Consider the following 13,281-nt stretch of genomic DNA (forward strand, 5'->3'; position numbering starts at 1 on the left):
GATACCCTGATGAAACCAATAGCCTTATTTTCCACCACAGTGCTTAGTCTGCTGCTAACCATCCCTTCTGCCAATGCTGACGAAAAATTCACGTTAGGCCGGACCATTTTACTCGAGCACAGTCGGAGTGCAGCCAAAATACCGCTTTTGGTTTGTCGTTATACCAACGCATTCCAAATCAAGGCCGAAAAAGATCTTAAGCTGCGCAAAGTGGTGGTCAAATTTCAAAATGGCGACGATAAAACGTATCAATTTTACAGCAAACTCAATGAAGATGAGCATAGTCGCTGGCGCTACTTTGGCCGCCAGCGCTGTGTAAAAAGCATTGATGTCTATGGTAATTCAGAAGGTTCAACGGCCGGTGTGAGGGTTTACGGTAAAGAGCGCGATTAATCGCATGAGCACATTGAGCAAAATGTCTTCAATCTATCAGCTGTGAGACGGCTGAGCTATAGCACTCGCCTATACTCAAGGATATCACCGCGATGGCATATAGTGAGATGGGCAAGGTCTATACCCAAGCCACTCTAACGCGCTCACTCACTTTTCTTTGCTCAAGGAGGCATCATGTTTTCCGGATTAAGTGCTTACACTTTGACGCCCATGGACCACCAGCAGATCGACGAAATGCATTATCGGCAAGTATTACAACGCCTAGTTGGTGCACAGGTTGACTCAATCAGCGTGCTCGGATTCACCGGGAGCTACGCGTATCTTAGTGAAAATGAACGTCGTAGAGTCACCGACATTGCCGTAGAAGAAGCCCAAAGCCTGCCCGTTATCGTGGGCATCAGTGCACAAGAGACTCAAACTACCCTCAATCTAGCGGCACACGCCAAACACGTTGGCGCTGCGGGGCTTATGCTCACGCCAATGTCATACCAGCATCTTAACGATGAAGAAGTGTTTGGCTTGTATCAAGCGATTGCAAACGCCGTTGAGCTGCCTTTGATTGTCTACGGTAATCCAGCGGCGACGCAATATGAATTTAGTGACAATCTTTATGCGAAGATTGCCTCACTGCCTCATGTGTGTTGTATCAAAATTCCTGGTATGCCACTTAGCGATGAAGAAAACCACGCTCGTATCACCCAACTCAAAGCGCTGTTGCCAAGTCACGTCACATTAGGGATCAGTGGCGATCCGTACGGCGCAGCGGGGTTAAATGCCGGGTGTTCCACGTGGTTTTCACAATTTGGTGGCGTCTTTCCCGCTCAAGCACTGGCAATAACCCGAGCTGCGCAACAAGGATATGCGGTGGAAGCGGTCCAACATTCGCAAACACTTGAACCGATTTGGAGCTTGTATAAACAATTTGGCAGCGGCCTTCGTGTTATGGCAACCGCCGCTGAAATATTGGAATTGGTCAAAGCCCCTTCTCTGCCGGAGCCGCTACAAGCCCTTTCAGGTAGAGACAAACAAGCTTTGGCGCAACTCTTAAGCGAGCTCAAACTGCGCTAGCTGATATTTTTACCACTTGACGTTGCAGGGCTTTATACCCTTCGCAGTCAAACAACTGCGAAGGAATCTAGGCTCTAATTATGCTTCAGAACGTCGTGACGGTTTACGTCCCGAACGATTGGAAGGTGCGCGCTGGGTCTGTGATTGATCTGACTTACGGCCCGACGATTGACGCTGGTTTGGCTGCGGCGAAGAGTTAGAAGGCTTTCGGCTCGGGTTTTTGGCCTTGTTCGAGTGGCTTTGGGGCTTTTTGCTATTGCCCTGAACCGCCTCATCACCAGAGCGATTACCTGAATTTGGCTTACCTTCCTGTGCCTTGCCTCTCTGTGCCTTGCCTCTCTGTGCCTTGCCACCCTTTGCGTTGCCACGATGGCGCTTTCCAGCGTGTGAGTGACCACTGCGTTTCGCAGCCCCCGCGTTGCCTTGCTTTACCGATGACTCGCCGCGCTCGTTTGCCGTCTCGTTTTGCGCATTACCTTCGCGCGGTTTTTTGGGCTTTTTCGGTTTTTTAGGCTTAATTGGGCGTGTATCCAGTTTCGATTCAGGCACGCTATTACTCACTACAAAACCATCAAGAGACAAACGCGGCAATACTTGCTGCGTTAAACGTTCAATCGCAAACAGTTCCGGCGCTTCTAGCGCGCAAACCAATGAAATCGCATGGCCCGTTTCGCCAGCGCGTCCGGTACGGCCAATTCGGTGAACATAGTCTTCTGCCACTTTAGGCAATTCAAAATTCACCACCTGTGGTAATTGTGGAATATCAATACCACGCGCGGCAATGTCGGTTGCCACCAACACACGAATCTCATTCGATTTAAAATCCGCGAGCGCTTTGGTACGAGCGCCTTGGCTTTTATTGCCATGAATGGCTGCGGAGCTAATGCCTTGCTCGTTTAGAAACGCCGCCAGTTTATTTGCGCCATGCTTGGTGCGGGTAAACACTAAGGTTTGCTGCCAATTACCCTGTTCAATCATTTTCGCCAACATCATTGGCTTTTTCTTCACATCCGCAGGATACACCGCCTGCTCGACCGTGCGCGCGGTTGAGTTCGGTGCACTGACCGAAATCTCCACTGGCTGGTTGAGTAACCCCGTGGCTAACGTGCGGATCTCATCTGAAAAAGTGGCTGAAAACAGCAAAGTTTGACGGCGCTTTGGTAACAGCGCGAGGATTTTTTCGATATCGCGAATAAATCCCATATCCAGCATGCGGTCCGCCTCATCTAGCACCAAAACCTCAAGCTGAGAAAATTTCAGCGCATTTTGCTGATACAAATCTAACAAGCGGCCCGGTGTCGCGACAAGAACGTCTGCACCTTTACGCAATCGCATCATTTGTGGATTGATTTTGACGCCGCCAAACACAACCGCGCTGGTGAGTGGTAAGTTGATGCTGTAGGTAAACACATTTTCTTGGACTTGCGCGGCCAACTCACGAGTCGGCGTCAAAACCAACGCGCGAATATGATTGGACTTAACTTTAGGCCCATTGGTCAGGCGCTCTAAAATCGGTAAAGTGAACCCTGCGGTTTTACCGGTTCCCGTCTGCGCCGCCGCCATCAAATCGTGCCCCGCTAAAACTGCAGGAATCGCTTGTTCCTGAATCGGTGATGGCGTGAGATACCCTTTGCTTTCAACAGCTTTAACAATGGGTAAAGAAAGACCTAACGACGCAAAACTCATAGTGATATCTCAGTAATCAATAAGTAGTTCGGTCAATAATACGATTGACCGAACAAAAGTCCGGCATTCTCGAGCTTTTGTGGCAACTAAGCAACCGCTATTTTACTTGTGTCTCTTGTTAAGTCGATTTTGTTCTCACAACCCGTTATTTCATCCTCAATCTCAGTCACAATAATATCGAAAACTACTTTTATACCGAAACAACTTGAAGATGCAGGCAGGCGACTAGCGAACAAAGCCTCTGAGCATAGATGAGCTATGTGATGAGGTTTGTGAGTGTCAGTCAACACCGCTGCAACTTCAAGTGGGACGGGTATACCGCCAAATCAGTCGGCTAATACCAACTCCACCGGCCCATGATCATCATAATGGTCGCCATGAGGGTGGTGAAGGCGCCCATCAACAATATAGTCAATATGATCGCCATGTTTGATCGCTTCGTGACCACAGCCCGGGCCATGAATATGCTCGTCGGCTTTACCAACAGGCGAGCATTGCTCCGGATTTTTTGCATCGATAGCGATAACATGTTCATCGCAATGATCACCATGCGGATGGTGTAATACACCATCAACCAGATAATCGACGTGATCGCCGTGTTGAATTGCAGTGTGGCCACAATTTGGCCCATGAACATGAGATTGGTGGGAAAACGTCTTGTCGCCGTGTGAATGAGAGCAGGACATGATGACACTCCTTGAAATCAAATAACCTTCTAAAAGGTTAGTCGTCTAAAGCTTGCCATTTTACTCCAATCGTAAAATTGTGAAGTTCAACAAAAAGAAAGCGCCAAATAGTAATAGATGACACAGTAAACCACCCAACTCATCCCAAGTTACTTAGCTATACCCAAACAACTTGAAGATGCAGCTAGGCGACAAGCGAACAAAGCCTCTGAGCATAGATAAGCTATGTGATGAGGTTTGTGAGTGCCAGTCAACACCGCTGCCACTTCAAGTGGGACGGGTATAAACTTTGGAAACCGTCAGGACAGTAGCTCTTTTAATTCCGTCGTCAACCAGCGCATTGCAGGGCCATGATTTGCCCCTTTTTGCGTGATCAGATCAACGGGCAAGTTCCACGTTTTGTGATCAAAAGAGACGTCAATTGCCTGTAATCGTCTTTGCGTAAGGGCGTCTGTTGTGAGCGTCACAGGTAAATAAGCCCAACCGAGTTTTTTTTCAACTAACGTCAACATGGACTCAAAATTATTACACCACCATGTGCGTGATGACAGCGAAGTGAAATGCGCAAGTTCCTCACCGTACCCACCATAGTTGCCATACTCACCTCGCAATACCATCTGTCTATAGGGCAACAGATCGCTGTCACTGATTTGTGTCATCGACGCAAGGGGATAGTCAGGATGACACACGGCGTGAAAATCAAGGCTGCCAATGTAGCAAAGAGCCACATCACGACAAAAACTGAGATCAGCAAACATCACTCCAAGATCGAGCCGATGTGCAATCAGCTGTTTCACTATATCGGTACTCGCCAGAGTTAAAAGCTCAATTTGTGTGTGTGGAAACTCATGGGCAAAGCGAGCCAAAACGTCATAAAACCGTGGCACCTGAATCGCTTTATCCACGGCAATGCGTATTAACGCTTCTTCTTTAGCGTGGATCGCTGCGGCGGTTTTTTCCAGCTCGGTTGTTTGTTGCAAAATCGCCTTTGCACACTGGTAAATGCGTTCGCCGTCTCTGGTGAGAGTCGGTTTGCGAGTGCTGCGATCAAACAGCGTCATCGCCAGATCCGCTTCCAAATGCGCAATACCTTGACTAATCGCCGATTGAACTTTGCCCAATCGACGCGCACAAGCAGAAAACGATCCTAATTCCGCCGCCAAAACCAGCATTTGTAATTGGTCCAAATTACACATATCAGATTTTCTAATAGTAACTAACTTTTGAGCATCATAATAACTGATAGAATTTCTCATAAGCAAATTAAGGAGCGCAGAAATGACTCGCAAAGAACGTATTTTTCACATGGTGCTATTTGAAGTGATTGCACTGGCCATTTTGACCATCGCAGCGATGATTATCACAGGTAAAGACCCTCTCTCTATGAGCGGTCTCGCGATCACCTTGTCACTGATTGCTATGGTTTGGAACTATGCGTACAACCTATTATTTGATCGCTGGCATCCTGGTGATCGGCTTAAACGAACCAAACGCATCCGCTTGCTCCACGGCATTGGATTTGAATTGGGCATGATCGCGTTATCTTTTCCGGTGATCATGTGGATGACTGGTTTTGGCTTTTTCCATGTGCTGATAATGGATATGGGGTTTGTCGCGTTCTTCTTTACCTACGCGATCATTTATAACTGGGTCTACGACATCGTGCGTCAGCGATTTGTACCATCAAAATGATTTAACAAACACACACCGTATCGAGAACGTGCGTAAACAACGAAAATGAGGCATTTCGTGCGGCTCAAAGAGGCCGCACGCTGATTTAGAAGGCTCTATACCCAAGATGCAGGCAGGTAACAAACGAGCAAAACCTCAGAGCACGTCGTCAACATAGAGAAACGATGTGATGAGGTTTGTGAGAGCCCGTCAATAACGCTTTAGCATCAAGTAGCAAGGGGTTAACTGAGCAAAAATATCTCGCAGTGCTGCGCTGGGATACTCAGCGTCATTTCACCATCACGGCAACACCACTGCTCATGAGACAAAATCCCCTTCGCGCTCTGAACTGGTACCGTCAATTGCCAAAGCGGCAGAGTCACTGTTTGAGCCTCGAAGCTTCGATTAAGCACACACAGATAACTTTGCTCGCCATAAGTACGAGCAAAAGCTAAAACATCCCCTTGATGATGCAACCACTGCACACTACCTTGCTGCAATGCCACACTATGAGTTCGCAAATGGGCCAGCGTTTGAACCAATTCAATCATATCTTTGCGCGTTGCAAGGCGCTCCCACGGAAAGCAGCGACGATTATCGGGATCATGACCACCTTCTAACGCCACTTCGGTGCCATAGTACAAACAAGGCACGCCAACCCAAGCGAACAAAAAGGTTAACGCCATTTTAAGCCGCGCTTCATCGCCATTGACCATAGTCAAAAAACGCATTGTATCGTGACTGTCTAACTGGTTAAGCTGGGCCAACTGATTGCGCCATGGCACTTTTGCCGTCGCCTCATTAAGCCATGCGGCAAATTCGCTCGCATCCAAGGCTATCGGATCAAAAGCAATGTCCAGCCCAGCAAGAAACGCTCTAAGCGGATGAGCAAAACCATAGTAATTCATCGCGCCATCTTCTTGATCGCCTTGCAGCCACTGAGTCGCCTCAAAAAAATGTTCGCCCAAAACATAGCTTTCCGGATTTGCCGCCTTAGCAGCGGCGCGAAAGGCCTTAACATAGTGAGCGTTATTGGCAGCTCCTTCTCCCTCGCCCAGCATGTGAATCACATCAAAGCGCCAACCATCAATGTCGTAAGGCTTACCAAGCCAATGCGCAATCACGTTCTGATCACCGGCGTAGAAATAATCTCGAACTTCGGAGTTTAAGAAATTTAATTTAGGCAGAGTATCGATGCCATTCCAACCGATGTAATTGTCATTACCTTGCTCCCGGCCACCTGTCGGCTGACCCAGAAATTGATAATAATCGCGATACGGCGAGTCGCTATTGTGCCACGCGCCAAGCCCGTCCTCACGCTGTGAGAATCGGTCAAACCACGGGTGATTGTGCGATGTATGGTTAAACACCGCATCCAGCACGATCTTCATTCCGCGCTGGTGAACGTCGCGGCTTAATTGCGCAAACTCGGCATTGGTGCCCAAATGAGGGTCTACGGTAAAATAATCGGTAGTATCGTATTTATGGTTGCTGGGTGAGGTAAAAATGGGATTTAAATACAAGGTCGTCACGCCCAGCGCTTGCAAGTAATCCAACTTATTCGTAATGCCTTGAAGATCACCACCATAAAACTCACTTGCGCCAGTACCGTTGTGCGTAGAGACTGGCGCGCCCCACGTTTTAGCAACCGTTGGCATCTCGCGCCCATTCAAACAGTATTCATCACTTTTGACACTGATGCTTGGATTGCCGTTCGCAAAACGGTCAGGGAAAATCTGATAAAACACTTGGGATTGTACCCACTGCGGCGGCTGCGCTTGAGCGTTATAGCGAAACTGTTGCTCAAGTCCAGGCATGCGATGAGAAATCCCCACCCCAGACAACCAAAACTGCTCGGTCTCGGTGACCCATTTAAAACAGTAAACGGTCGTGGCTTTATCGCGATTTAATGGAATGGTGGCGTGCCAATAGCGTAAATACGCCGTTTGTTTACCCGCTTCCATGGGGATCAACCGCTGCTCATTATCCGGCTCACAGCGCACATAGATCTGACGCGGCGTCGCATTACTCTGACTCACCAGCGTCAATTCAAGCGTCTCATCACGTGTCACTACCCAGTGCACGTCTTGTCCATGATACAAAAAAGGGGTCGCCATACATTTCCCTCAAGTTCAAATCTTATATTTTAGATAAAAAAAATCCGGTAGCGGGGCTACCGGAGGGATTCCTAAGACAGGAAAACAACGAATTACAATGCGTGCTGTCAGCGTTAGCCTTTAACACCACCTGCAGTTAAGCCACCCACAAGGAAGCGCTGGGCTGCAAGGAACACAATAGTGATGGGGAGTGCAGAGAGTACCGCTGCGGCCGCAAAATCACCCCATAGGTAGTTTTGTGGGTAGAGGTATTGTTGCATGCCCACCGCCAAGGTGTAGCTTTCAACATCAGTAAGAAGTAGCGATGCAACCGGCACTTCTGTAACTGCTGCGATAAATGACAGAATGAATACAACCGCGAGAATTGGCACTGACAGAGGCAGTAGAACCAAACGGAACGCTTGCCATGGTGTTGCGCCGTCCAACGCAGCCGCTTCTTCGAGAGAGCGGTCGATGGTTTCAAAGTAGCCTTTAATGGTCCATACGTGCATCGCGATACCACCGATGTAAGCAAAGATAAGACCGCCGTGTGTATTCAAACCTAAGAACGGAATGTACTGACCTAAACGGTCAAACAACGCATAAAGAGCAACCAATGACAGCACCGCTGGGAACATTTGGAAAATCATCATGCCCTTCAAAATGGTGCTCTTGCCACGAAAACGCATACGAGCGAAAGCGTAAGCACTGGTCGTCGACATCGCTACGATAATGATCGATGTGATGCCCGCAATTTTAACCGTGTTCCAAAGCCATAGCAGTACTGGGAACGGTGGTGGCGTTACTGTGCCGTCACCATTATCCACTGCGATACCCAACGCCAAGCGCCAGTGATCAAGCGTTGGATTGGTTGGAATGATTTCCCCACCCGCAAAGTTACCTTCGCGGAGTGAGATTGCAATAATCATTAGCAGAGGGAATAAGATCATCGCGAGGAAAATCCACAAACCCGCGTGCGCCGCCCATACACGATATTTCAGTGATTTAGCTTGTACCATTGCCATAAGAGAGGCTCCTTAATCTTGTTCCAACTTGGTAAATCTGAGGTTCAATAGTGCCATACCGCCCACCATCAAGAAGATCATTGTTGCGATAGCACCTGCAAGACCAAAGTCTTGACCGCCGCCGCCCTCAAAGGCGATACGATAGGTATAGCTCACAAGTAGGTCGGTATAACCTGCAGGTACCGAAGTATCTACCATGTTTGGACCACCTGTTGTTAGAAGCTGAATCATTACAAAGTTGTTGAAGTTAAAGGCAAAACTTGCAATTAGTAGGGGTGCCATTGGCTTCATCATCATCGGTAACGTGATCTTGAAGAAGTTATGCACCGGGCCTGCGCCGTCAATCGCGGAGGCTTCGTATAAATCGTCAGGAATGGATTTGAGCAAGCCCATGCAAAGAATCATCATGTATGGGAAGCCAAGCCAGGTGTTAACGATAACCACCATCATTCGTGCCATCAGCGGATCTGAGAACCAGCTTGGACTAATGCCAAACATCGCTTCAAGCATCATGTTGATCTCACCAAAGCTTTGGTTAAACAAACCTTTGAAGATCAAAATCGAGATAAAGGACGGTACAGCGTAAGGAAGAATCAACAATACGCGGTAAATGCCACTGCCTTTTAACGGTTCCCACTGAACGATACACGCTAGTACCAAACCCACCGCCAATGTCAGAGCCACAGCTAGGAATGCAAAGACAATTGTCCAAATAAAGATTTCAACAAACGGCTCTTTGATACCATCGTCAACCAGAACGCGGGTGAAGTTTTTCCAACCCACATCGACCACGAAACCAGGTGATACCGCTTTACCAACAAACTCACCTTGCTCATCAACAGGTTGATAGTAGCCTGTGGTGTAATTTGGCTTATAAGTGACGCCTTGTTGATTATTAAATAACGTTTCGCCATCCGCTTGCATTGTGTATTGCGGGCCTTCTGCCGCAAATTTACGCAAGCTACTCATGCGAATTTCTTCGCCATTAGGCGTCTCTAGTAATAGAGTGCGTAACGCATGGCGATTTTGCGCAATCACTTTAATCGGGGCTTTTTCGCCCTGTAGTGAATTGCTTTCGTTAATATCGAGCGTTTCTGTTGGCATGTTGCCAAATGAAAACGGCTCACTTGCCATCATACGGCCATCATCATTGATCACAACTTGGGCTAAGCCGTTGTGTTCATAAATATCAAATGCGTACGATTTCCCCGACTGATACGTGCGGTCAAGCAACACTTGCTGAGCACGTTCTAGCGTCAATTGGTTATTTGCGCTGTAGTTAGTAAAAGCCAAGCCGACGGTATAAAGCAGCGGGAAGATGATGAAAATGATCATCCCTGCAATACCAGGATAGATATAACGATGAGCGTAGGTTTTATTACTACCAAAAATCCCCACGGCGAGCGCCGTTAGTACGACAGTCAACAAAGCGAATGCGGTTTCACCTTGAGCGTACATCAAGATGGTGGCGTATCCGTTGATCGCGGTGATCAATGAGAGAATGGACCATTTCAAGTATGAGTGATGCTTCACCTTGGTGGTCTTTGCTTGAGGCTCTAAGAAACCTGCGTCTTGCACTGGCTGCATACCAGCTCCTTAAACTACTAAATAACAAAATTGGAACGGCAGATGGCGGAAGGGGAAGGCGGGGAAGCGAACTTCCCCGCTTATTACTACACAGTTCTTAATGCTTACTTAAGCATTTGTTTCTCTGCTGTTGCTAGCGCTTCTTCCACAGTTTGGCGGCCATCTACAACATTACGAATCGCTGCACCTTCTGCATACCAGAATGCAGACATGTTAGCGATGTTAGGCATGATTTCGCCGTTTTGTGCGTTCGCCATTGTTGCCGCGATACGTGAATCTTTCGCCAAACGGTCTTGGAATGATTTCAGAGCAACTGCGCCAAGTGGCTTGTCGTTGTCAATCATCTCTAGACCTTCGTCGGTCAATAGGTAGTTCTCGATGAACTCAACCGCAAGATCTTGGTTTGGTGACGCAGTGCTGATACCCGCAGTCAAAATACCCACGAATGGTTTTGAAGGGTTGCCGTTGAACGTTGGTAGCTCAGCTACGCCGTAGTTCAGACCAGACTTCTCGATGTTGCTCCAAGCCCAAGGACCATTGATGGTCATTGCTAGGTTGCCTTTGTTGAACTCAGATTCAGCAACCGCGTAGTCCATGTCTGGCGAGATCACTTTCTTATCAACCAAAGAGCGAAGGAATGTCATCGCGCGTTTTGCGCCTTCGTTCGCAACACCAACATCTTTCGCGTCGTATTTACCGCCGTCAAATTTGAATGCGTAACCACCGTCAGACGCCAATAGAGGCCATGTGAAGTACGGTTCGCCTAGGTTCCACATCATGGCGCGTTTGCCGTCTTTTTGAAGCTGCTTGTCTAGTGCTTCAATTTCTTCCCATGTTTTTGGTGGGTTAGGGATCAAGTCTTTGTTATAGATAAGAGACAAAGATTCAACCGCTACTGGGTAACCAACAAACTTGCCGTCGTAACGCATTGCGTCCCAAACGAAGTCGATCATCTTGTCTTGAAGTTCTTGAGAAGGCTTAACTTCCGCTAGAAGACCCGCTTGTGCGTAGCCACCGAAACGGTCGTGCGCCCAAAATACGATATCTGGGCCGTCACCAGCTGCTGCAGTTTGAGGGAATTTGTTAGATAGGTCGTCAGGGAATGCAACAGTCACTGGAACGCCCATTTCTTCTTCAAATTTTTTGCCGAGTTCAGCTAGACCGTTATAACCTTTGTCACCATTAATCCAAATGGTCAATTGGCCTTCTTGAATCGCAGCAGCCACATTAGCAGAAGCAAGCGCAGCAAGGGTACAAAGCGCTACACGTGATACAACGTTTTTCATCTTTTCATCCTTTCTATTTTTTATCATTGTTACCCTAAAGGCCAAAATGGTGTTCTTAGCGACTCTCTTTTGACCTGTTGGATGGTTCTGGCTAACGTCTGTCAACCGGAGTTACCTTCAACGCTTACTATCTTCCCGTAGTTAGAAAAGAAAGTATTCCTCCCTTCTACTACGCCCCCGGGGCTGATGGTAAAAAACATGATCTGTATCCACCCCCATACGTGATCGAATTCACAATATGGTCAAACCATGTGATGCGAAGCACATGGTAAACCCGATAAAATTCCCCTTCATCCTGCTGAGCTAAAAAATGTGATGAAGGCACTCATCCCCCTTCATCCCCCACTAATCCTTGTTAAAAGGAGGATGTGGCACCAGTTCAATGCAGTGAGAATACATTTAAACGCAGGGGCTATGCCCTTTCCAATTACGCTCGAACCGCAGTAATCGCGGATGTGAGCAAAGCAACACAAGAAACAGAAGGAATATCGCAATGGCCAGCGTCACTTTACGCAACGTTTGCAAAGCCTACGGAGATAATCTGATTTCCAAAAATGTCGATTTGGATATCGCTGAAGGCGAATTCGTGGTTTTTGTCGGCCCATCAGGTTGTGGTAAATCCACGCTCCTACGCTGTATCGCCGGTTTGGAAGACATTACTTCTGGCGATCTGTATATCGGTGGCGAGCGCATGAATGAGATCCCACCATCGCAACGTGGCGTTGGTATGGTATTCCAATCTTACGCGCTGTACCCACACCTTAACCTTTATGACAACATGTCATTTGGTTTGAAGCTGGCTAAAGCAGACAACGCTGAAATCAAGCGCCGCGTAGAAAACGCCGCGAACATTCTTCAGCTTGGTCACCTGCTAGAGCGTCGTCCTAAAGCCCTATCGGGTGGACAGCGTCAGCGCGTTGCTATCGGTCGTACTTTGGTGTCACAACCAAAAGTGTTCTTGCTCGATGAGCCTCTATCAAACCTTGATGCGGCGCTTCGTGTTCAGATGCGTATTGAGATTGCCAAACTGCACAAGCAACTTGGCAGCACTATGATTTATGTTACCCATGACCAAGTCGAAGCGATGACAATGGCACAAAAAATCGTTGTGCTGGATGGCGGTTATGTATCTCAAGTTGGTAAGCCACTTGAACTGTACCACTATCCAAAAAATCGCTTCGTTGCCGGTTTTATCGGCTCACCGAAGATGAACTTCATGAGCGTTCACATTGAAGCGGCTGAATCTGACCGCGTATTGGTTCAACTAGCCAACGGTCAAACCATGTGGATTCCAGTCTCTGGTCAAACCGTTGAAGCCGGAAGCCGTATGTCACTTGGTATTCGCCCAGAGCATTTGGTTGGCCAAGAAAGCGGCGATGCGACCATTGAAGGTCACGTACAAGTGGTTGAAAAATTGGGTTATGAGACGCAAGTTTATCTCAAAATGCCAAACCTTGACGCAGATTTCATTTACCGCCGTCCAGACACGCTTGAAGTTGAAGCTGGCGATACCTTCACTGTTGGTATTCCAGCGCATCGTTGCCACCTATTCCACAGCAATGGCGAAGCATGTCAACGCCTATATAAAGAGGTCGGCGCATAACAGTTCCCTAATCGCAGCGCTAATTTAGCACTGGTTTGTTCTCCACTTTAAACAGCGTTTTTGTTTACCCACCGTGCATGGTGGGTTTTTTCTTTTTCGCTTTTCACTATACCCAAACGTCTTGAAGCCACTTGGGTATATCACTTTGTGACCACCTCGCAATTTGCTCTTGTTGTGATT

11 protein-coding genes are annotated in these 13,281 nt (G+C 47.8%); 4 read left to right on the top strand and 7 right to left on the bottom strand.

Annotation, left to right across the window (positions count from 1 at the left end; translation table 11 throughout):
- Positions 1-9: 9 nt before the first annotated feature.
- Together HGP28_RS02855 and HGP28_RS02860 are read left to right on the top strand one after the other, a co-directional pair.
- Positions 10-393: a DUF2541 family protein gene (locus HGP28_RS02855; RefSeq protein ID WP_168834928.1), complete on the top strand. Its 384-nt coding sequence runs from the start codon at positions 10-12 to the stop codon at positions 391-393.
- A 174-nt stretch (positions 394-567) separates the two neighbouring features.
- Positions 568-1,461, top strand: a complete 894-nt coding sequence (locus HGP28_RS02860; RefSeq protein ID WP_168834929.1) for a dihydrodipicolinate synthase family protein — start codon at positions 568-570, stop codon at positions 1,459-1,461.
- A gap of 78 nt (positions 1,462-1,539) precedes the next feature.
- On the opposite strand, the gene HGP28_RS02865 is transcribed toward HGP28_RS02860, so the two are convergent.
- The 3 genes from HGP28_RS02865 to HGP28_RS02875 all read right to left on the bottom strand — a co-directional run bounded on the left by HGP28_RS02865 (position 1,540) and on the right by HGP28_RS02875 (position 5,029).
- Positions 1,540-3,147, bottom strand: coding sequence for a DEAD/DEAH box helicase (locus tag HGP28_RS02865; protein WP_168834930.1), 1,608 nt, complete (start codon positions 3,145-3,147; stop codon positions 1,540-1,542).
- Between the two features lie 326 nt (positions 3,148-3,473).
- Positions 3,474-3,833, bottom strand: a complete 360-nt coding sequence (locus HGP28_RS02870; RefSeq protein ID WP_168834931.1) for a hypothetical protein — start codon at positions 3,831-3,833, stop codon at positions 3,474-3,476.
- 299 nt (positions 3,834-4,132) lie between these two features.
- Positions 4,133-5,029, bottom strand: coding sequence for a LysR family transcriptional regulator (locus tag HGP28_RS02875; protein WP_168834932.1), 897 nt, complete (start codon positions 5,027-5,029; stop codon positions 4,133-4,135).
- Positions 5,030-5,111: 82 nt separating this feature from the next.
- Here HGP28_RS02875 and HGP28_RS02880 point away from each other — a divergent pair, with 82 nt between their 5' ends.
- The gene (locus HGP28_RS02880; RefSeq protein ID WP_168834933.1) at positions 5,112-5,525 is read left to right on the top strand and encodes a PACE efflux transporter; all 414 of its coding nucleotides are present in this window, start codon (positions 5,112-5,114) and stop codon (positions 5,523-5,525) included.
- A gap of 221 nt (positions 5,526-5,746) precedes the next feature.
- On the opposite strand, the gene malZ is transcribed toward HGP28_RS02880, so the two are convergent.
- The 4 genes from malZ to malE form a co-directional block, all read right to left on the bottom strand.
- On the bottom strand, positions 5,747-7,621 hold the full coding sequence (gene malZ, locus HGP28_RS02885) for a maltodextrin glucosidase (RefSeq protein WP_168834934.1): 1,875 nt from the start codon (positions 7,619-7,621) through the stop codon (positions 5,747-5,749).
- A 113-nt stretch (positions 7,622-7,734) separates the two neighbouring features.
- The gene (gene malG / locus HGP28_RS02890) at positions 7,735-8,625 is read right to left on the bottom strand and encodes a maltose ABC transporter permease MalG (RefSeq protein ID WP_168834935.1); all 891 of its coding nucleotides are present in this window, start codon (positions 8,623-8,625) and stop codon (positions 7,735-7,737) included.
- 12 nt (positions 8,626-8,637) lie between these two features.
- Positions 8,638-10,212, bottom strand: a complete 1,575-nt coding sequence (gene malF, locus HGP28_RS02895; protein ID WP_168834936.1) for a maltose ABC transporter permease MalF — start codon at positions 10,210-10,212, stop codon at positions 8,638-8,640.
- 104 nt (positions 10,213-10,316) lie between these two features.
- The gene (gene malE / locus HGP28_RS02900; RefSeq protein WP_168834937.1) at positions 10,317-11,498 is read right to left on the bottom strand and encodes a maltose/maltodextrin ABC transporter substrate-binding protein MalE; all 1,182 of its coding nucleotides are present in this window, start codon (positions 11,496-11,498) and stop codon (positions 10,317-10,319) included.
- Between the two features lie 493 nt (positions 11,499-11,991).
- Here malE and malK point away from each other — a divergent pair, with 493 nt between their 5' ends.
- A complete protein-coding gene (gene malK, locus HGP28_RS02905; RefSeq protein ID WP_168834938.1) occupies positions 11,992-13,101 on the top strand; it encodes a maltose/maltodextrin ABC transporter ATP-binding protein MalK in 1,110 nt (369 codons plus the stop codon).
- The last annotated feature ends 180 nt before the right edge of the window (positions 13,102-13,281 follow it).

The sequence above is a fragment of the Vibrio agarilyticus genome (assembly GCF_012641465.1).
Lineage (GTDB): Bacteria > Pseudomonadota > Gammaproteobacteria > Enterobacterales > Vibrionaceae > Vibrio > Vibrio agarilyticus.